The sequence below is a fragment of the Frigidibacter albus genome (assembly GCF_009908165.1).
Lineage (GTDB): Bacteria > Pseudomonadota > Alphaproteobacteria > Rhodobacterales > Rhodobacteraceae > Frigidibacter > Frigidibacter albus.
In genome coordinates this window covers 79096-98006 of the sequence record NZ_JAAAUC010000005.1, presented here as the reverse complement: position 1 = coordinate 98006, position 18911 = coordinate 79096, and the positions used below count along the sequence as shown (strand labels likewise).

The 18911-nt window shown below is 66.2% G+C and carries 16 protein-coding genes; 10 read left to right on the top strand and 6 right to left on the bottom strand.

All coding sequences use genetic code 11. The annotated features are described in order from the left end of the window. The first annotated feature begins 3 nt into the window (after positions 1 to 3). Genes GVY41_RS09285 through lpdA form a run of 3 tightly spaced genes read left to right on the top strand, consistent with a single transcriptional unit; the run spans position 4 to position 3648 of the window. Complete coding sequence (locus tag GVY41_RS09285; protein ID WP_161345726.1) at positions 4 to 1020, top strand: alpha-ketoacid dehydrogenase subunit beta; 1017 nt, start codon at positions 4 to 6, stop codon at positions 1018 to 1020. Then, positions 1020 to 2279, top strand: a complete 1260-nt coding sequence (locus tag GVY41_RS09280) for a dihydrolipoamide acetyltransferase family protein (protein WP_161345724.1) — start codon at positions 1020 to 1022, stop codon at positions 2277 to 2279. The genes GVY41_RS09285 and GVY41_RS09280 overlap by 1 nt, the downstream gene beginning before the upstream one ends. A 1-nt stretch (position 2280) precedes the next feature. Further along, positions 2281 to 3648, top strand: coding sequence for a dihydrolipoyl dehydrogenase (gene lpdA / locus GVY41_RS09275; protein ID WP_161345722.1), 1368 nt, complete (start codon positions 2281 to 2283; stop codon positions 3646 to 3648). Positions 3649 to 3669: 21 nt separating this feature from the next. Here the strand turns inward: lpdA and GVY41_RS09270 are convergent, their stop codons facing one another. The 6 genes from GVY41_RS09270 to GVY41_RS09245 are packed head-to-tail and all read right to left on the bottom strand — an operon-like array spanning position 3670 to position 10706. Further along, complete coding sequence (locus GVY41_RS09270) at positions 3670 to 5049, bottom strand: M20/M25/M40 family metallo-hydrolase (RefSeq protein WP_161345720.1); 1380 nt, start codon at positions 5047 to 5049, stop codon at positions 3670 to 3672. A gap of 5 nt (positions 5050 to 5054) precedes the next feature. Then, positions 5055 to 6029 (bottom strand): ABC transporter ATP-binding protein, encoded by a 975-nt coding sequence (locus GVY41_RS09265; protein WP_161345718.1) that lies wholly within the window; start codon positions 6027 to 6029, stop codon positions 5055 to 5057. Beyond that, a complete protein-coding gene (locus GVY41_RS09260; RefSeq protein WP_161345717.1) occupies positions 6026 to 7024 on the bottom strand; it encodes an ABC transporter ATP-binding protein in 999 nt (332 codons plus the stop codon). Before GVY41_RS09260 ends, GVY41_RS09265 begins: the two co-directional genes overlap by 4 nt. A gap of 3 nt (positions 7025 to 7027) precedes the next feature. Beyond that, on the bottom strand, positions 7028 to 7921 hold the full coding sequence (locus tag GVY41_RS09255; protein ID WP_202456096.1) for an ABC transporter permease: 894 nt from the start codon (positions 7919 to 7921) through the stop codon (positions 7028 to 7030). Then, positions 7918 to 8877, bottom strand: coding sequence for an ABC transporter permease (locus GVY41_RS09250; protein ID WP_161345713.1), 960 nt, complete (start codon positions 8875 to 8877; stop codon positions 7918 to 7920). The genes GVY41_RS09255 and GVY41_RS09250 overlap by 4 nt, the downstream gene beginning before the upstream one ends. Positions 8878 to 8915: 38 nt before the next feature. Beyond that, positions 8916 to 10706, bottom strand: coding sequence for a peptide ABC transporter substrate-binding protein (locus tag GVY41_RS09245; protein WP_161345711.1), 1791 nt, complete (start codon positions 10704 to 10706; stop codon positions 8916 to 8918). Positions 10707 to 10898: 192 nt separating this feature from the next. Here GVY41_RS09245 and GVY41_RS09240 point away from each other — a divergent pair, with 192 nt between their 5' ends. The 7 genes from GVY41_RS09240 (at position 10899) to GVY41_RS09210 (ending at position 18909) form a co-directional block, all read left to right on the top strand. Further along, the gene (locus GVY41_RS09240; RefSeq protein WP_161345709.1) at positions 10899 to 12050 is read left to right on the top strand and encodes an aminotransferase class V-fold PLP-dependent enzyme; all 1152 of its coding nucleotides are present in this window, start codon (positions 10899 to 10901) and stop codon (positions 12048 to 12050) included. Next, positions 12047 to 13225, top strand: a complete 1179-nt coding sequence (locus tag GVY41_RS09235; protein ID WP_161345707.1) for a M20 aminoacylase family protein — start codon at positions 12047 to 12049, stop codon at positions 13223 to 13225. The genes GVY41_RS09240 and GVY41_RS09235 overlap by 4 nt, the downstream gene beginning before the upstream one ends. Positions 13226 to 13378: 153 nt before the next feature. After that, positions 13379 to 14005 carry a GntR family transcriptional regulator gene (locus GVY41_RS09230; protein WP_161345705.1) on the top strand — a complete coding sequence of 209 codons (627 nt, stop codon included), beginning with the start codon at positions 13379 to 13381 and terminating at the stop codon, positions 14003 to 14005. 95 nt (positions 14006 to 14100) lie between these two features. Further along, complete coding sequence (locus tag GVY41_RS09225) at positions 14101 to 15636, top strand: M81 family metallopeptidase (RefSeq protein ID WP_161345703.1); 1536 nt, start codon at positions 14101 to 14103, stop codon at positions 15634 to 15636. Positions 15637 to 15708: 72 nt separating this feature from the next. Continuing rightward, positions 15709 to 17142, top strand: coding sequence for a hypothetical protein (locus GVY41_RS09220; protein WP_202456095.1), 1434 nt, complete (start codon positions 15709 to 15711; stop codon positions 17140 to 17142). Positions 17143 to 17170: 28 nt separating this feature from the next. Continuing rightward, positions 17171 to 18220: a threonine aldolase family protein gene (locus tag GVY41_RS09215; protein WP_161345699.1), complete on the top strand. Its 1050-nt coding sequence runs from the start codon at positions 17171 to 17173 to the stop codon at positions 18218 to 18220. After that, positions 18217 to 18909, top strand: coding sequence for an L-2-amino-thiazoline-4-carboxylic acid hydrolase (locus GVY41_RS09210; protein WP_161345697.1), 693 nt, complete (start codon positions 18217 to 18219; stop codon positions 18907 to 18909). The genes GVY41_RS09215 and GVY41_RS09210 overlap by 4 nt, the downstream gene beginning before the upstream one ends. Positions 18910 to 18911: the final 2 nt, after the last annotated feature.

The following is an 18911-nucleotide window of genomic DNA, read 5'->3' as shown; positions in this document are numbered from 1 at the left end:
GCCATGCCGGCCACCACCATGATCGACGCGATCCGCGACGCCCTCGATGTCGCCCTGACCGACGACCCGACCGTTACGGTCTTTGGACAGGATGTGGGTTATTTCGGCGGCGTCTTTCGCTGCACGGCGGGACTGCAGAAGAAACACGGGATCGACCGTTGCTTCGACACCCCGATTTCAGAGTTGGGCATCGTCGGCGTGGCGATCGGGATGGCCGCCTATGGCAGGAAGCCGGTCGTCGAGATCCAGTTCGCCGACTACATGTATCCCGCCTATGATCAGATCGTGTCCGAGGCTGCGCGCCTGCGCTACCGCACGGCAGGAGAGTTTACCTGCCCCATCGTGATCCGAATGCCCACGGGCGGGGGCATTTTCGGCGCGCAGACCCACAGCCAGAGCCCCGAGGCGCTGTTCACCCATGTGACGGGGCTGAAGGTCGTCATGCCGTCGAATCCCATCGACGCGAAGGGGCTGCTCCTGTCGGCCATCGACGACCCCGACCCAGTCATCTTTCTGGAGCCGAAGCGGCTCTACAACGGTCCCTTCGACGGCCACCATGACCGCCCCGTCTCGCCTTGGCGGACCCACCCGATGGGCGAGGCGCCGCTGGGCCGCTATCTCGTTCCCCTCGGACAAGCCGCCATCCGCCGCAAGGGCGCCGCGTTGACGGTGCTGGCCTATGGCACGATGGTCCACGTGGCGCTGGCGGCGGTAGAAGAGACCGCGATCGACGCCGAGGTGATCGACCTGCGCACTCTGCTGCCGCTGGATCTGGAAACCATCGTGGCCTCGGTGCGCAAGACCGGGCGCTGCGTGGTGGTGCATGAGGCGACGCTGACCTCGGGCTTTGGCGCGGAGCTGGCGGCGCTGGTGCAGGCCGAATGCTTCTGGCATCTGCACGCGCCGGTAGAGCGTGTGGCGGGCTGGGACACACCCTACCCGCATACCAATGAGTGGGATTATTTCCCAGGCCCGGCTCGCGTCGCTGCCGCCTGCCGCCGTGTGTTGGAGGTGCAGTGATGGGCATCCACGTCATCCGCGTTCCTGACATCGGCGAGGGCATCGCCGAGACTGAAATCGCCGAATGGCTGGTCGCCCCGGGCGATCTGGTGGCAGAGGACCAGCCCCTTGCTGCGGTGATGACCGACAAGGCGACAGTGGAGATCCCCTCGCCGGTGGCGGGCCGCGTTGTGTCGCTGGCCGTAGAAGCTGGGGCGACCCTTGCCGTGGGCGCAGAGCTGATCCGGCTCGAGGTTGCGGACGAGGGCAACCTTGGCGCACAGCCGGAGCGCGCCCAGAGCCCCGAGCCGCCGGTCGCGGCCCATGACGCACCGGCAGAGCCGGCCGCGGCGGTCGACCCGGCGGTCGCGTCCGCGAAACCTCCCAACCCGCCTGCACGCCCGGTCGTCCCGCCTTCAGCAAGCCCACTTGCCGCGCCCTCGGTCCGCGCCTTGGCGCGCGAGCGGGGTATCGACCTGCGCCAGGTTGCCGGCAGCGGCCCCGAAGGCCGCGTCCTGCGCGACGATGTCCTGGGGTTCGATCCCTTCGCCCTGTCCGGCGGCCCGCGACGCGACACCCGCGTCGAAGAGGTCAAGGTGACGGGCCTGCGTAGGCGCATCTCGCAGCGGATGGACGAGGCGACCCGCGTTCCCCACATCACGATCATCGAGGAGGTGGATGCGACCGAGCTGGAAACCCTGCGCCAACGGCTGAACGCGCGGGCAACTGGCAAGGCGGAGGAGGTCAAGCTGACTTTGCTTCCGTTCGTGACCAAGGCCCTTGTGCTGGCGGTAACGGACCAGCCGGCAATGAACGCGCACCACGATGCCGCGGCGGGAATTCTGAGGAAGTTCGGGGGCGTGCATGTCGGCATCGCGGCGCAGACACCTGGCGGCCTTGTGGTGCCCGTGCTGCGCCATGCCGAGGCACGGGGGTTGCGCGACACCGCGCGCGAGATTGCCCGGCTGGCGGAGGCAGCCCGAGATGGCCGTGCCACGCGCGAGGAGCTGACGGGATCGACCATCACCGTCACCTCGCTGGGGGCGCTGGGGGCGCTCGCGACGACTCCGATCCTGAACCTGCCCGAGGTGGCCATCATCGGAATCAACCGCATGGCGATGCGTCCATATTGGAGCGGCACAGCCTTTGTGCCGCGGCGGATGATGAACATCTCGTGCAGTTTCGATCACCGGGTGATCGATGGCTGGGATGCCGCAGTCTTCGTCCAGCGGCTGAAAGAGCTGCTGGAACTTCCTTCCCTGCTGTTTGCCGAGGTCTGACATGCGAGAGATCACCTGTAGATTGCTGATCATCGGCTCGGGTCCCGGGGGTTATGTCTGTGCCCTGCGGGCAGGGCAGCTGGGGATCGATACCGTGCTGGTGGAAGAGGCCCGGCTGGGCGGAACCTGCCTGACGGTCGGCTGCATCCCATCCAAGGCGCTGATCCATGCGGCGGATGAATTCCACCGCACGAGGCATCCCGGCCCGGGCGTCCGCATCACTGGCGCAAGCTTCGATCTGCCCGAGGCGATGGCCTGGAAGGACGGGATCGTCGATCAGCTGTCCTCGGGCGTCGGCACCCTGCTGCGCAAGGCGAAGGTGCGGCTGATCCACGGCCGGGCGGATCTGCGCGATGGCAAGACCGCCGTGGTCGCAGGCGATGATCCGGTGACCATCCGCTGCGAGACGCTGGTGATCGCCACAGGCTCCGAGCCCGCCACGCTGCCCGCCCTGCCGTTCGGCGGCGACATCCTGTCCTCGACAGAGGCCCTGGCGCTGACAGAGGTTCCCGCCAGGCTGGCCGTTGTCGGCGGCGGATATATCGGGCTGGAGCTGGGTATGGCCTATGCCAAGCTGGGCTCGACAGTGACCGTGGTCGAGACCGCGCCGCGCATCCTGCCGGCTTGGGATGCGGACCTGACCACCCCGCTGATGTCGGCGCTGGACCGGCTGGGGGTGCGGGTGCTGACAGGCTCTCTGGCACAGGGGTTTTCGGGCGGGGCGCTGTCCGTGCTCAAGGACGGGGCGGAAGACCGGGTCGGGGCCGACAAGGTTCTGGTCACCGTCGGCCGCCGCCCCCGCAGCACGGCCGCCGGGATTGCGGGGCTGGGGCTGGCCACCGATGGCCCATTCCTGCGGATCGATGGGGCTTGCCGCACATCGATGACCGGCGTCTACGCCATCGGTGACGTGACCGGTGAGCCAATGTTGGCCCACCGCGCCATGGCGCAGGGCGAGATGGTGGCAGAGCTGGTCGCGGGTCACGCCCGCACCTGGGACCATCGGGCGATGCCCGCGGTCTGCTTCACCGACCCGGAAATTGTCTCGGTGGGGCTCTTGCCGGATCAGGCGGCGGCACGCGGGCCGGTCAAGGTCGCCAGTTTTCCCTTTGGTGTCAATGGCAGGGCGCTGACGGAAAATCGGTTCGAAGGCTTCGTGCGCGTGGTGGCCGACGGGGACGGGCGCGAGATTCTGGGCATTCAGGCTGTCGGATCCGGTGTGTCGGAACTTGCCGGGGAATTCTCCCTGGCCTTGGAGATGGGCGCGACGCTGGCCGACATCGCGGCGACCATTCACGCCCACCCCACCCGCGGCGAGGTTCTCCATGAAGCGAGCCTACGTGCCTTGGGCCGCACCTTGCACCTATAGCGCCCGCGCCGGCGAGGCTGATCAGGAGCGCCCTGCGCTGCCGATATCCCAGAACAGCCCTGCCATCAGCTGCAATCCCTGCGCCGCGATCGAAAGGTCGAGGTGCTCGTCCGCGGCATGCTGGCCGCAGCCTCGGTAAGAGTGGGGGATCCAGATCGTCGGAAGGCGCGCGATGTGGGCAAAGACGTGGTTCGGAATCGACCCGCCGATGTTCGGAAGGATTGCCGGGGCTGTGCCAAGCGTCCGCGTGATCGAGGCCGCGGCGAGATGGACCCAGGGGCTGTCGGCCGCAAGCCGGGTGGCGGGCGACAGGCTGCCCGCAACCTCTTGCACCTGCACATCGGCAAGACCCGCCGCCTCCAGATGGCGGCGCAGCGCCGGCACGATGTCCTCCGCGTCGGTGCCGACGACGAAGCGCAGCTGGCATACTGCCCGCGCGCTGGCGGATATTGCCGCGACGGGGGCGGAAATATCGCCTGAGGCCTGCGCCAGGATGGTCAGGCTGTTCCACCCGAAGACGCGTTCGGCAGGGGTTAGCCCCGGTTCTCCCCAGTGCGGGTCGATGAGGTCCTGAACATCACCCACCCCGCAATCCGCGATGGCATGGCGCACTTCGTCCGTCAGACTTTCCGGGCGCCATTCTGGCACCAGCAGGCTGCCCGTGGCGTCGGTCAGGCTGGCGAGCGCATGGGCGAGCCGGATCGCCGGATCGGTCAGCAGCCCTCCCCAGTGCCCGGAATGATGAGGGCGGTCATGCGTTGCGACATGCAGCATGAACCGCAACGATCCGCGCGCGCCGAGGTAGATGGTGGGTCGCCCGATCTCCAGCCTCGGGCCGTCCGAGGCGATGAGCACGTCGGCGGACAGCCGATCCGCCCACTCGTGCAGCAACTGCGCCAACCCTGGGGAACCGCGCTCTTCGCCCGTCTCGATCAGCAGGCGGCAGTTGAACCCCAGCGATCCCCGCACCTCGAGGACTGCCCGCAGCGCCGCGACGTTCACGGAGTGCTGGCCCTTGTTGTCGGCAGTGCCGCGGCCGTAGAGCCGTCCGTGTGCCCGGGCAAGCCTGAACGGTGCCAACCCGTCCGACCAACCCTCGCCGCCGGCCACGACATCGCCGTGGCCATAGATCAGGACCGTCTGGAAACCAGGATCCTCGATCCGTTCGGCCAGCAGGAAGGGCAGATCGGTCGCGGCGGGGTTGTCCAGCACCGTGCAGACAAAGCCGAGGTCGTGAAGATCCGGGGCCAGCAACTCGGCAAGATAATGGCGCATCACCGGGCCGCACGCCGCCGCGGTGCTGACCGTGGGAACGGATACCAGATCGGCGAGTCGCCGCTGGAAAGCGCCGCTCGCCAATGCCTCGGACGCGGTCCGGATGGCTGCATGGCGGTCCGGCATCGGCCTCAGCCCCTCAGGTGGCAGGCCACCATGTGTCCGGCGCTGCAGGGCTTCATCTCGGGCCGTTCCGTCGCGCAGAGGGGCAGCTTGCGGATCGGGCAGCGGGTATGGAAATGACATCCGCCGGGCGGGGTGATCGGGTTCGGCATCTCGCCCTCCAGCTTGCGCCGGGTCTTGCGGCGGCCTGGCTCGGGGATCGGGATGGCCGACAGCAATGCCTCGGTATAGGGATGCTGCGGGCGGGCATACAGATCTGCGGCATCGGCGATTTCGACAACGCGGCCCAGATACATCACGGCAATGCGGTCGCTGACATTTTCCACCACCGACAGGTCGTGGGCGATGAACATGTAGGCGAGGCCCAGTTCGTCTTGTAGATCCTTCAGCAGGTTCAACACCTGGGCCTGCACCGAGACGTCCAGTGCAGACACGGCTTCGTCGCAGACGATCAACTTGGGCTCCACCGCGAGGGCGCGGGCGATGCCAATGCGCTGCCGCTGTCCCCCCGAAAATTCGTGGGGATAGCGCCCCATGTGTTCGGGCTTCAGCCCGACCCTCGCGAGCAGGGTGGCGACCCGGGCGCGGCGGTCCGCCGCATCGGCGCCGAGACCGTGGATGGTCATCGCTTCGGCAACGATCGCGCCCACCGTCATGCGAGGGTTCAGCGAGGCGAACGGGTCCTGAAAGATGATCTGCATGTCGCGCCGCAGCGCCTGTTGCCCTTTGGCATCCAGCGCCAAAACGTCCTTGCCGTCAAAGACGACACTGCCGCCCGACGGCTCAATCAGCCGCAGGATGCAGCGGCCCGTGGTGGATTTTCCGCAGCCGCTCTCGCCCACCACACCCAGCGTCTGGCCCTGGCCGATGTCGAAGCTGACCCCGTCCACCGCGTGAACCGCCAGCTTGTTGCGCGAAAACATGCCGCTGCGGGTGGGGAACGTCTTCGTCAGATCGCGCACGGAAAGGAGCGGGGCTGTCATGGGGCAGGGGCCTCCAAGGGCGAGTGGAAACAGGCGTAGAGATGATCCGGGTCAGGCCCCGACATCGCCGGCTGGGCGGCAAGGCAATCGGCCTGCGCGAGCGGGCAGCGCGGCGCGAAGTGGCAGCCCGCCGGATCGGCGTATTGCGAAGGGATCGACCCAGGAATGGTTTGCAACCGCCCGTGCCGGCCAAGACCGCCGTCCAGGCGCGGAATCGAGCGGATCAGCCCGCGCGTGTAGGGGTGCGCCGGCTCGGTGAACAGCCGGTCCACCGCTCCCTCCTCGATCACGCGGCCCGCATACATCACGACGGCGCGCTGCGCGGCCTCTGCGACGACGCCCATGTCATGGGTGATCAGCAAGATTGCCATTCCCAGGCGCTCCTTCATCTCCTCCAGCAGGTCGAGGATCTGCGCCTGAATGGTCACGTCCAGCGCCGTCGTGGGTTCATCAGCGATCAGAAGCTGCGGCTCGCAGGACAGGGCCATGGCGATCATCACGCGCTGACGCATCCCGCCCGAAAACTGATGCGGAAAATCGCCCACGCGGCGGCGGGCATCGGGGATCCCGACCAGGTCCAGCATCTCGACCGCCCGGTCCATCGCCGCGCGGCGGCCAAGACGCATCTGCAGGCGGACGACCTCGGCAATCTGTTCCCCGACCGAGTAGACCGGGTTGAGCGCGGTCATCGGTTCCTGAAAGATGATGGCGATCTCGCGGGCGCGAATGCGGTTCATCTCGCGCGGGGGCAGGGGGACCAGATCGCGCCCCTGCCACAGGATGCGGCCCGCGGTGATTTCGCCGGGGGGCATCGGGATCAGCTTGAGCACGGAATGCGCGGTAACCGATTTCCCGCAGCCGCTTTCGCCCACCAGGGCGACGGTTTCACCCTTGGCCACGGTCAGGCTGACACCGCGGACAGACCGCACCGTGCCGCCATCGGTACGAAAGCTGGTATGCAGGTCCTGAATCTCGAGAAGGGGGGTTCCGGTCATGGCCTAGCGCACCTTCCGCGGATCCAGCGCGTCTCGCAGACCGTCGCCGATGAAGTTGATGGACAGCACTGTCAGGAAGATCGCCAACCCCGGGAACAGCGCCCAATGCGGGGCGATGCTGAGGAAGTCCTTGGCGTCGAACAGGATGCGGCCCCAGGTCGGCGTATCGGGCGGAAAGCCGAGGCCTAGGAACGACAGCGTGGATTCGGCGATGATAGCCTCGGCCACGCTGATGGTGCCCACCACGATCACCGGGCCGAGCGCGTTGGGCAAGATGTGCTGAACGACCTGCCGCAGGCGCGAGGCGCCAAGCGCGCGGGCCGCCTCGACGAATTCGCGTTCGCGGATCGTCAGGAACTGGGCCCGAACCAGACGGGCCACCGGCATCCAGCGCAACCCGCCGACCACCGCGATGATCAGCACGAACACCCCGACCTCTGGCCCCACAAGGCCTGTCAACGCGTCGCGGAACAGGTAGATGATCAGCAACAGCAGGGGCAGGGTCGGCAGAGCCAGGAACAGGTCGGTCACCCACATCAAGAAGGCATCCAACGGCCCGCGCGACATGCCGGCAATGGCGCCGATCAGCGTGCCGATCACCACCGCGACGAGCATTGCGCACAGCCCCACCGCGAGCGAAACCCGCCCGCCATACAGCAGCCGTGCTAGCAGGTCCTGTCCCAGATCGTCGGTTCCCAGGGGATGCGCGGCCGAAGGCAGCGCCAACCGCGCACGGAAATCGATGGTGTCGATGGGCACGCTCCAGATCAGCGGCCCCAGAAGGACGACTGTTAGCAGAAGGCCCAGAACGACGGTTCCGACCAGCGCCATGCGGTGCTGGCGGAAGCGTTGCCACGTGGTCGGTGCTGCGGGCTCTGCCGCAGGTCCGACGCTCATTGCAGTTTGATGCGAGGGTCCAGCCATCGGTAAAGCAAGTCCGCTATAAGATTGAAAAGGATGACCAGGCAGGCGAAGACGAAGGTCACCGCCATGATGACCGGCGTATCGTTTGCCATGATCGATGAAATCAGCAGTGACCCGATGCCGGGCACGCGGAATATCTGTTCGGTCACGATCGCCCCGCCGAAGATCACCGGCAGCTCCAGGGCGACCATCGTCACGACCGGGATCAACGCGTTGCGCAACACGTGCTTCAGGATCACGACCCGCTCTGGCAGGCCCTTGGACCGCGCGGTGACGACGTAATCCAGCTTGATCACTTCCAGCACCGAAGAGCGGACATAGCGCGTCCAGGATGCTGCCTGAAACAGGGCCAGCACGGTGACCGGCATGATCGACTGACGCAGCTGCGCCCAGATCCATGCCCCGCCGGTCTGTTCAAGATCGGACCGGTAGATGAACGGCAGCCAGTCCAGCGTGATGCTGAACAGCAGGATGAACAGCAGGCCGGTGAAGAAGGTCGGAAGCGAGAAGCCGATGAACGCCAGCGTGCTGGCGATCTGGTCGAAGAGCGAGTAGGGCCGCATTGCCGCCAACACGCCGACCGGCAACGCGATGGCCAAGGCCAGGATCTGCGCCGTGCCTACGACCATCAGCGTGGCCGGGATGCGTTGCACAATCAGCTGGCCGACATCAACCCGGTTGACCAGTGAATAGCCCCAGTCGCCCTGCAGCATTGCCATTGCCCAGTTGACATAGCGGATGTGGATCGGCTGATCGAGGCCCAGCTTCTCGCGCATGTTGGCGATCACGTCGGGCGGGATGCCGGGATTGCTGACCAGTTCGCCGAACACGTCGCCCGGCGCCAGTGCCAGCACTGCATAAAGCACGATGCTGGCCCCGATGATGCTGAGCAGGGCGATCAAGATGCGCCGAAGAAGGAAGCTTGCCATCCTAGTGCTCCGGGTCGGTGTGGCGCATCGGGTGCGCGTCACGCATCGTAGTGCCAATCCGACACGCGCCAAAGATAGCTGGTCCAGGTGCTGAGGGGCGCTTTCAACCCCGTGCGCATCCCGGCTGCCACCTTGCGATAGATCAGCGGGATGACGACCACCTCCCCCACGACCAGATCGTTCATTTCAATGAACATGGCAGCCCGTTTGACCGGATCCATCTCGACCGCCGCTGCGGCCGCAAGCTCATCGAACTCGTCATTGCGCCAGCGCGTGACGTTGCGAAGCTGCCAGTTGTTCGCCTTGGCCGCGATCTCGGACGACAGGAACTGCTGCATGAACAGGCCCGGATCGGGTTCGCGCATGGGCGAGGTGTACATCTGGATGTCGCAGTAGAAATGCGCGAAGGTATCGGGGTTGCCCGGGTCGGCCGAAAAGAAGATGCCCGGCGCGACGGCTTTCAGCTCCATCGCAATCCCGGCCTCCTCGCAGGCCTGCTTCACCACGGTCTGGGTCTTCTGCCGCTGCCCGGCGGTGGGTGACTGGAACACCAGCGACAACTTCACGCCGTCCTTTTCACGGATGCCGCCCCTCCCACGCTCCCAGCCGGCAGCATCAAGGATCTGGTTCGCCTTCTCGATGTCGAATTCCCAGCTCGTGTTCTTCGACGCGAACCTGTCGGGCGTGTTGATGAAGTTGGCCGTCGCCTCTCCGGATCTGCCATAGATGAACTCGGCAATCGCGGCACGGTCGACAAGCAGGGCCAGAGCCTCGCGCACGGCCTTGTCCCTGAAACAGGGATGCTCGGTCGTGATGCTGGAGCGCTCGCCGTCGACATCGGTCCAGGGGTCGGTGAAATTCAGCTGAAGGTGCTCGATATTGGCGCCTGCGATCAGCCGTACCTCGCCCCGCCCTCCGGCAGTCATGCTGTCGAGGATCTCGTCCTCGACGGACAGATTCCAGGCAAAATCGTACTCGCCGGTCTGCAACACCGCACGCGCCGCCGACACCGCATCGCCGCCGCCCTTCATCTCGATCGCGTCGAAATACGGGCGGTTCGCCACGTGGTAGTTCGGGTTGGCCTTGGCCGAGATCAGGTCGCCGGGCACGAAATTCTCGATCACAAACGGACCCGTCCCGACGGGCCGCAGGTTCATCGGCGCGGTCGTCGCCTGGGCCCCGGGATAGTCTTGATAGAGATGCTTGGGCAGGATCAGCCCGCGGGTCCCTACAAAGGCGTCAGGCCAGAACGGGGTCGGCACCCGGAAGTTCAGGCGGATCGTGTGATCGTCGATCTTCTCGACCTCCACGTCACGGTAGGTGCCCATCGTGTAGGCCAGCGTCTCGGGATCGGAGGCGAACTGGGCGGTGAACACGCAGTCGTCAGCCGTGAAGGGCGTGCCGTCATGCCATGTCACTCCGCGCTTCAGCTTCCAGGTGACCGACGTGCCATCCTCTGCCACGCCGCCATTTTCAAGGCTTGGCAGCTCTTCGGCCAAAATCGGAGAAAGGTTGCCGTCCTCGTCCCAGCTGGCGAGAGGTTCGTAGAAGAGATAGATTGCATGCTGGTCCGCCGAGCCCACTGCGAAATGCGGGTTCAGCTGCGATGCGGGTTGCCATTGCAGCAGCTTTACCGTGCCGCCGCCCCCCGCCTTCGTGGGCGTGTAGTCGAAGGCGCTTTGCGCGAAGGCGACGCCGTTATGCGCCAGCATGGTTCCCGCGACAGGTGCGGTCAGGCCGGCAGCCACCATGCGCCGCACGAAGTCGCGCCGCGACATGTCCCCGCGCTTCACCCGGCCGATCAGGCCGCGAATATCCTGTTCTTTCATGGTTTTCTCCCTGTTGGGCGCAGCGCCGTAGGGCGGCGACGGGCTTTATGCGGAATCGCCGTCAGGCTGTTCCGATTGACTTCAGGTTACAGATGAACAGTCATGGGTCAAGATAAAATATCTATTATACTTTGGAGTTGATATTAAAGATAAAAGATACTTGTGACTCGGGCGATGGACGGTTAGCGTTCGATGGCTGCTGACGCCGATGCTTCTTGCGAGAGACCGAGTCACATGATGTCCGCTATCGACCCCGCTCCGATCCCCGACGATCCGCCAAGGATCTGCGCCGAGCTATTTCCGGAGCTACGCGACCGCGTCTATCTCGATACCGGCAGTGCGGGCCTGTCCCCGGTTGGCATGGGCAGGGCGGCAGCGCAATTCTATGATGAGGCGAAGGCGACCGGATATCGTGGGCAGGCGGCCTGGCAGGCGAAGGCCGCCAAGGTCCGCGGTGACCTGGCTGTGATGCTGTCGGTGGACCCCGCCGAGATCGAATTTCTTTCAGGCACAACTGACGCGCTGAACTTCGTGTCCCACAGTTTCCCTTGGCAGCCTGGCGATGAGGTGGTCTTCGCCGAGGACGATTTCCCCTCGGTCCGGCTGGCCTGGCTTTCGGCCGAGCGGGCAGGGGCGGTGCTGAAGCCCGTCCCCATCCCGTCCGAGCCCGAGCGGAGCGCGGCGCTTATCGCCGCTATCACCCCCCGCACACGGTTGGTGGCGACCGCGCAGGTGCAATCAGTCAGCGGCACGCGGGTGGATCTGGACGCGATCGGCAGGGCCTGCCACACACAGGGTGCGCTCTTCGTTGTGGATGGCATCCACGCGCTGGGGGCGACGCCGGTCCCGCTGGACCATGTCGATGTCTTTGCGGCCGGCGTGTTCAAATGGATGCTGGCGGGCTTTGGCCTGTCGGTCTGTATCTTGCGCCCCCGGGCGCGGGCGCTGCTGCAGCCCGCCTACCGCGGCTACCTGAACCAGAGTGAGGGCGACGGCTTTCAGTTCGCCCATGTCAACTATCCCGGCCTGTACGCGCTCGAGGCGTCGATGGAGGTGATGGGCGGCATCGGTTGGGATCTTGTCCATCGCCGCACGCTGGCGCTTGTTGGCTGGCTGGCCGATGGCCTGCAAGATCTCGGCATCGAGCTTCTGGCCCCGCCCGGCCAGCGCGCCGGCGTGGCCACCCTGGCGGTACCTGAATCCGAGAGGGTAGTGCAGGCGCTTGCCGCGCACTCCATTCACGTGGCGCGCAAGGGGCCGCTGTTGCGCGCGACGCCCTTCTTTTACAACTCGCGCGAGGACGTGGCCCAGTTCGTCCATGCCCTGAAAGGAGAGATCCGATGATCCCACAATCCGCGCTGGATGACCTGATCGCGATTCGCCGCGACATCCATGCTCATCCCGAACTGGGCATGGAAGAGCAGCGGACCTCAGCGCTGGTGGCGCAAAGGTTGCGGGACTGGGGCATCGAGACGGTGACGGGCCTCGGCAAGACAGGAGTTGTCGGCGTCATCAAGGGGCACCGGCCGGGGCAGCGGATGATCGGCCTTCGGGCCGACATGGACGCGCTGCCGATCGCCGAGGCGACGGGCTTGCCCTGGGCCTCGCAGACGCCGGGGGTGATGCATGCCTGCGGGCATGACGGGCATACCACGATGCTGCTGGGTGCCGCGCGGTACCTGGCCGAAAACCGGGACTTTGCTGGGACGGCGATCTTGATCTTCCAGCCCGCCGAAGAGGGGCGCGGCGGGGCTCGCGCCATGGTGGCCGATGGACTGTTCGACCGGTACCCCTGTGATGCGATCTACGGGATGCACAATTGGCCTGGTGCCGCAGTCGGGACCCTTGCTGCCCGCTCCGGCCCGGTGGCGGCGGCCGGCGACCGCTGGCGGGTGACCTTTCGCGGGACCGGGGGGCATGGAGGCGCCACGCCGCATCTGGCGACCGATGTCACGGTGGTGGCCGGACATTTCCTGCTGGGAGTGCAGACGATCGTAAGCCGGAACGTCGCGCCGCAGGACACTGCCGTCATCTCCGTCGGGCACATCGCGGCAGGTGCGCTGGACGGGCCGAACATCATGCCGTCCGAGTGTCTGGTGGCAGGCGTGTGCCGCAGCTATCTGCCGCATGTGCGCGAGACGCTGAAGTCCCGCCTGATCGCCCTCGCCGAGACACTGGCAGCCGCGCAGGGTTGCACAGCCGATATCGAGTACTGGCGCAGCGGCTATGCCGTGATCAACGCCGAAGAGCCCGCCGTCGCTGCCCGTGCGGCCGCCATCGCTGCAGTCGGTGAAAACAACTTCGTGCCTGACCGCCCGCCAAGCACGGGGGGCGAAGATTTTGCCGAAATGATGCAGGTAGTGCCGGGCTGCATGGTGCATCTGGGCAATGGCGCAGATGGTGAACAACCCGCTCCGCGCCTGCATCGCCCGGATTATGACTTCAACGATGCGGCTATCCCGCATGGTGTCGCTTTCTGGATCAACCTGGTCCAACAAGAGCTTGGTGGATCGCGATGATCGTTGCGGTTCCGCGAATGTATAATGTATCCTTGGTGCCGGTGCCCGTTGGGCCGACCCAGCAATAAAGGTAGTTCAAGCCCTATGGAAAGCACCCCTCCCAGAACAGTCCGCCCGCCGGTTCGGCTGCAGCGCCAGACCATGGCGGGGCAGGTGGCCGACGAGCTGCGGCGCCGCATCATTTCGGGCGACTATGCCGAAGGTGAGCAACTGTTGCAGGAACAGCTGGCGCAGGATTTCGGGGTGAGCAAGGTGCCGGTGCGTGAGGCGCTTCACCTGCTCGAAGCCGAGGGGCTGATCACCCAGCAGTTCCACCGCGGCGCCGTGGTCGCCGGGATCTCACCGCGCGACCTGATGGAACTGTTCGAGCTGCGCGCCCAGATCGAAGGCTGGCTTCTGGGGCTTGCGATGCCGTTGGCGAGCGAGGCCGATATCGCCGCTGCCCGGGCGCGCAATGCGCAGCTGCTTGTGACCACCGATCCGGTGGAGGGCTGGGACCTGAACTGGCGCTTCCATGAGATGCTGTATGTGCCGGCTGGAAAGCCCTACATCCTCGATCATCTGCGTCAGCTGCACACTTGGACCGCCCGATATGTGCGCGAGGTCTATGCCAGCGCGACCAGCCGACAGCAGATCACGGACGAGCACGAGGCGATCCTGCAGGCCTACGCCCGGCAGGACCCGGCGACCGGACCGATGCTCTCCGACCACATCCTGCGCGGCGCGCGTACGCTGACCGACCGACTGACCGAAATCATGGCCCGATCCGCAACGCGCTGAGCCGACAACGCAACAGACAAGGGGAGGGCTGCCCTTGTACTCCTGCAAAGTATTCTTTATCTTTCCTCTTGTCGGACATATCACATGAGGCTCCCATGACCCCCATCGGCCCGCGCGTGGCGATTGTCGGCCTGCATCTGGAAGCGAACGGATTTGCACCCGTGACGACCAGGCACGACTTCCTGGCCGAATGCTGGGAAGAGGGCGAGGCAATCAGTGAACAAGCCCGCCGTGTCAGCCATCTGCCGCTGGAACTTTCGGGATTCTACGACCGGATGGACGCCACCGGGCCGTGGCAGGAGGTGCCGCTTATCGTGCTGGCCGCGCAGCCGGGCGGGCCCATGGAGCAGGCAGTGTTCGACGACTTTCTCGCCATTGCCGAAAGGCGCCTGCACGCAACCGGGCCGGTGGATGCGGTCTATGTGTGCAGCCATGGGGGGTCGCTGGCGACAGGGGACGATGACAACGACGGCACACTGGTGGTGCGGATGCGCGCCTTGGTCGGGCGCGGGGTGCCCATTGTCGTCACGCACGACCTTCACTGCAATGTTTCGCGCCGGATGATCGACGCAGCGGACGCGCTGGTAGCGTACCGCACCAATCCCCATGTCGATCACCGCGACTGCGGCTCCGAGGCGGCGGACATCCTGCGGCGGATGACCGGGCCAGAGGGGTTGCGCACCGCCAAGGCGCATGTCCGGGTGCCCATAGTCCCTTGGCCGGCGACGACCATGCTGTCGACCGACGGCCCCTATGCCGATCTGCTCCGCATGGCCCGGCAGTTGTCTGTGCCACCGGTGGTCAACATCTCGGTCACTGCCGGGTTCGTGCTTTCGGACCTGCCGAAATGCGGGATCACGGTGAATGTCACGACCGACCGCGATCAGCCGCTTGCCGATGACCTCGCCCGCAGGATCGCCGCTGCCGCTTGGTCCGACCGTGACCGCTACTTCGCCGACCTGATTTCGTCGAAGCAGGCGGTTGCCATGGCATCCGAGGCGGCGGCAGGGGTGCGCGTGCCGCTTATCCTGGCCGATGTGGCCGACAACCCGGGTGGCGGCGGACTCGGAAATACCACGTGGCTGCTGCGCGCATTGCACGAGGCCGGGACAGAGGGCGTGATCCTGGGCCTGTTCTGCGACCCGGCCCTGGCGACACAGGCGCACGCTGCGGGCGTTGGCGCCCGCATCGAGGCAACGTTTGCCCCCGTCGAATCCGAATTCACCCGCAGCTTTGTCTGCCCGGTCACCGTGCAGGGACTGCACCCCGGCTCTGTCGTCGGCCGCCGGGGGCGCGACGCCGGGCGCGAGATCGTCCTCGGCCCTACGGCGCTGGTCGCGCTTGAGGGATCGGGGATCCAGGTCGTCGTGACATCGCTGCGTGAACAACCTGCCGACCCGATGCCGTTCGAGATGTTCGGGATCGACATTGCACAGGCGCGCGTCGCCGTCCTGAAAAGTTGCGCGCATTTTCGCGCCGGGTTCGACGAGTTCTTTCCGCCCGACCGCATCTTCGAGGTCGATGTGCCGGGCCTGACCAGCAACGTCTTGCAGAACTTCACCTTTTGCGGCTTGCAGCGGCCCATCTGGCCCATCGACCGCGACTTCGAATGGGCGCCCCCCGCCCCCTGACCAGAAGGGAGACCTCGCATGGGACGTCCATGGAGCTATCGATACGAACTTTACCGACACCTGCATGCGAACATGCAGCAGATCTTCGGCGACGCGAGGGCGGCCGGGGCCGAACTGGGCATCACCGCCGACATGCGCGGCACCATCGGCCTGACCGGCGCGGTGTCGGCCATGCATGGTGCGTTGCGCCAAGAGGTGGCCGAGGCGATGGACGCGGTCGCCGCCAAGCCCGTCTCCAGCGCCGCGCTGGACGAAGAAATCCGCCACCTGATCAAGCAGACCTATGGCGATGGCTATGATGCGGCGCTTGTCAGCACCTGCGAGGCGGGGCTGATGGTAGCGTTCGACGTGCTGTTCGCACCGCCGACCCTGGGTCGGGGAGCGCCCTATCGGGGCAGGTATCTGGCGCTTTATGAACGGTTCATGCACCACCCCGGGGCTTATGGCCGGCCGTTCCCCCCGAAATACAAGGAATATCTGGCCGAGCAGGGTGAAAGCGCAGGCGAATACGGCATCCAGGGCAAGCGGGTGGCGGATCTGGATGCAGCGATCGTGCGGATGGCGGGGGCGGACTACACTGCCCATGGCATCAAGCATTTCCCGGCGCTCAACCTGCTGAACGTCGATGCCGCGGAGACGGTGGCGCGGATCGAGGCGATGGCGCACCGCCATGGCGCGTCCCTCGTCGGCTTGGCATCGCTCGCCTATGACACGCCGGGCTATGGCTATGGCCAGAAGGGCCCTGATGGCACGCCGCTGATCCAGACCGGGATGGCCCGCATCGCGCGCGAGTTCGACGTGCCCTATATCGTCGACAACGCGTGGTCCGCCCCCATCATCGGGGCCGACATCCGCAAGCTCGGCGCCGACGTCATGGTCTACAGCATGGACAAGGTAACCGGCGCGCCGACATGCGGGCTGATCATCGGCAAGGAAGAACCGATGATCCAGATCCGCCGCGCCCTTGGCATTCACGGCCCGAGGGCTGGGGGCCTGTCGTCGCATGGCAAGGCCGCGTTCAACGCCATCGACCCCGGGAAAGAAGCGCTGGTGGGGGCGCTGGCCGCGATGCGTATCCTGCGGGACCGCCCCCACGTCGTGCTCGGCGCTCTCGACCGGCTGCACGATCTCGTGCTCGAGGAGTTCCAGACCCTGCCCGAGCCCCTGCGGCAGGGCTGGACGATCTACAAGTCGCGCAACTCTCTGGCCGTCGAGCTTGCCTATAACGGCACCTGGGGTAGCCCCGATGCCAGCGGCAACACCGCCATGGGCATCCCGATCTTCACGGTCGAGGATATGTACACCGGCACCAACCTGATCCAGGCGGGACTGCAACATATGGGGCTCGCACCGACCATCACCTTCGACGGCAACATCTGGGTGTCGAACGGGCTTGGCAACGTGGATGGCGACGGAAACCTGCTGGAGGCCCCCACACGCCTTGCCCTGCGCGGCCTCTTCCGCATGATCGAGATCGTCAGCCGCCATGCAGGCTTGTCCGCATGACCCTGTCCCCCAACCGGCGAGCTAGACCATGACCCGCTATGACTGTGACCTCTACAGCGATACGAAAACCCGCCCGTCGGCAGCCATGCTGCAGGCGATGGTCGAGGCAGACATTGGCGACGAGCAACATGGCGAGGACCCGACGGTCGACCGACTGACCGCACGGGTCGCGGCGATGCTGGGCAAGGATGCGGCGGTCTTCGTTCCCTCGGGCACCATGGCGAACGAGATCGCGATGCTGGTCCATTGCCGCGCGGGTGACGAAATTCTGGCGCATCGCGACTCGCATCTGCTGAACTTCGAGGCTGGGGGTGCCGCGGCGCTGGCCGGGGCGATGGTCCGACCGCTGGAAGGCGGGCGCGGCATGTTCGACGCGGCAACGGTCACGGCTGCGCTGCGCAGGGTGGCGCGCCATCTGCCGCGAAGCCGGGTGGTGATATTCGAACAGACGACCAACCTGGGCGGCGGGGCTGTCTGGCCCCTGGAGCAGATGGCCGAAGTCGCGGAAGTGACACGTCAGGCCGGGCTCGCGGTGCATATCGATGGCGCTCGGCTGATGAATGCCTGCGTGGCCAGCGGGGTGGTGCCGGCTGCCTATGCCGCGCTAGCCGACACGGTCTATCTGGATTTCACCAAGGGGCTTGGCGCCCCGTTCGGCGCGGTCCTTGCCGGGGATCGTGCCACGATCGAGGCCGCGTGGCGCTGGAAGCAGCGGTTGGGAGGCGCCATGCGGCAGGCGGGGCTGCTGGCGGCTGCCTGCCTCTATGCGCTGGATCACAACATCGACCGGCTGGCCGAGGATCACGCCAACGCGCGCGCTCTGGCGGATGGACTGGCCGCGCTGCCCGGGGTGGCGGTGCGGGAGCCAGAGACCAACATGGTCTTTGCCGATCTGGCCGCGACGGGAATGACCGCGGTCGAGTTCGACCACGCGCTCTGGTCCAGCGGGGCGCGGGTCAGCATCCAGGGCCCCACGCTCATCCGCGCGGTCACCCATCTGGATGTGGAACGCAGCAAGATCGACCGCTTCGTCGAGACTGCGGGCCGGATACTGGCTGGGCAGGAGCGGCCGGCATGACACATCCCTACTACGCCGCCCGCGCGCCGCAGATCGCCGCCGAGTTCCGCGAGAGCCTGCGCCTTGCCGCCCCCGCCTTTGCGGCGGCCGCCCCGCGGGTGGATCTGGACGCGCTTTGGCCAGAGATTGCGGCGCAACTGACCGACGTGATTTCCGTGCTGCCTTGGGTCGGAGGAGATGGCGGGCGCATGACCGGCTACTTCGAGCAGAACGCTGGGGTGATCGCCCTGGGCCGGGTGCTGATCGCGCAAGGCCTGCCGAAACCCACGGTGGCGCAGCTGCTGCAACGCACGTTTCTTGCGCGGTTGGGCGCGATGGACCGCGGCACCCGCGCCGCGCTTGGGCAGAACTTCATGTCACCGGCGTCGATGGAACAGTTGCGCCGCCTGGCCGAAGAAAGCCGCCAGCGCGCGAACCCGGGAGATTTCGTCTACACCTATGTCGAAGCCGGGCAGGACGAGGCGGGCGAGCCGTTCGAGTTTGGCCTGAACTACCAGGAGTGCGGCTTTTGCAAGCTGTGCGGTCAGACCGGCGATACCGATATCCTCCCGATGATCTGCGGTATGGATGAGGAATCCTATGCCCTGCGAGGGGTTCGGCTGACGCGGACCCAGACGCTTGCAGGCGGCGCCTCGCACTGCAATTTCCGCTACCGGCTGATGACCACGGACGACATGCCCGACCCCTGAAC

Bases quoted from the DNA above. Each gene is read 5' to 3' on its own strand.
- GVY41_RS09220 (WP_202456095.1), top strand. From the start codon at position 15,709: ATGCAGCAGATCTTCGGCGACGCGAGGGCGGCCGGGGCCGAACTGGGC.
- GVY41_RS09215 (WP_161345699.1), top strand. From the start codon at position 17,171: ATGACCCGCTATGACTGTGACCTCTACAGCGATACGAAAACCCGCCCG.
- GVY41_RS09250 (WP_161345713.1), bottom strand. From the start codon at position 8,877: ATGGCAAGCTTCCTTCTTCGGCGCATCTTGATCGCCCTGCTCAGCATC.
- GVY41_RS09235 (WP_161345707.1), top strand. From the start codon at position 12,047: ATGATCCCACAATCCGCGCTGGATGACCTGATCGCGATTCGCCGCGAC.
- lpdA (WP_161345722.1), top strand. From the start codon at position 2,281: ATGCGAGAGATCACCTGTAGATTGCTGATCATCGGCTCGGGTCCCGGG.
- GVY41_RS09260 (WP_161345717.1), bottom strand. From the start codon at position 7,024: ATGACCGGAACCCCCCTTCTCGAGATTCAGGACCTGCATACCAGCTTT.
- GVY41_RS09225 (WP_161345703.1), top strand. From the start codon at position 14,101: ATGACCCCCATCGGCCCGCGCGTGGCGATTGTCGGCCTGCATCTGGAA.
- GVY41_RS09210 (WP_161345697.1), top strand. From the start codon at position 18,217: ATGACACATCCCTACTACGCCGCCCGCGCGCCGCAGATCGCCGCCGAG.
- GVY41_RS09280 (WP_161345724.1), top strand. From the start codon at position 1,020: ATGGGCATCCACGTCATCCGCGTTCCTGACATCGGCGAGGGCATCGCC.
- GVY41_RS09265 (WP_161345718.1), bottom strand. From the start codon at position 6,029: ATGACAGCCCCGCTCCTTTCCGTGCGCGATCTGACGAAGACGTTCCCC.
- GVY41_RS09270 (WP_161345720.1), bottom strand. From the start codon at position 5,049: ATGCCGGACCGCCATGCAGCCATCCGGACCGCGTCCGAGGCATTGGCG.
- GVY41_RS09245 (WP_161345711.1), bottom strand. From the start codon at position 10,706: ATGAAAGAACAGGATATTCGCGGCCTGATCGGCCGGGTGAAGCGCGGG.
- GVY41_RS09240 (WP_161345709.1), top strand. From the start codon at position 10,899: ATGGCTGCTGACGCCGATGCTTCTTGCGAGAGACCGAGTCACATGATG.
- GVY41_RS09285 (WP_161345726.1), top strand. From the start codon at position 4: ATGCCGGCCACCACCATGATCGACGCGATCCGCGACGCCCTCGATGTC.
- GVY41_RS09255 (WP_202456096.1), bottom strand. From the start codon at position 7,921: ATGAGCGTCGGACCTGCGGCAGAGCCCGCAGCACCGACCACGTGGCAA.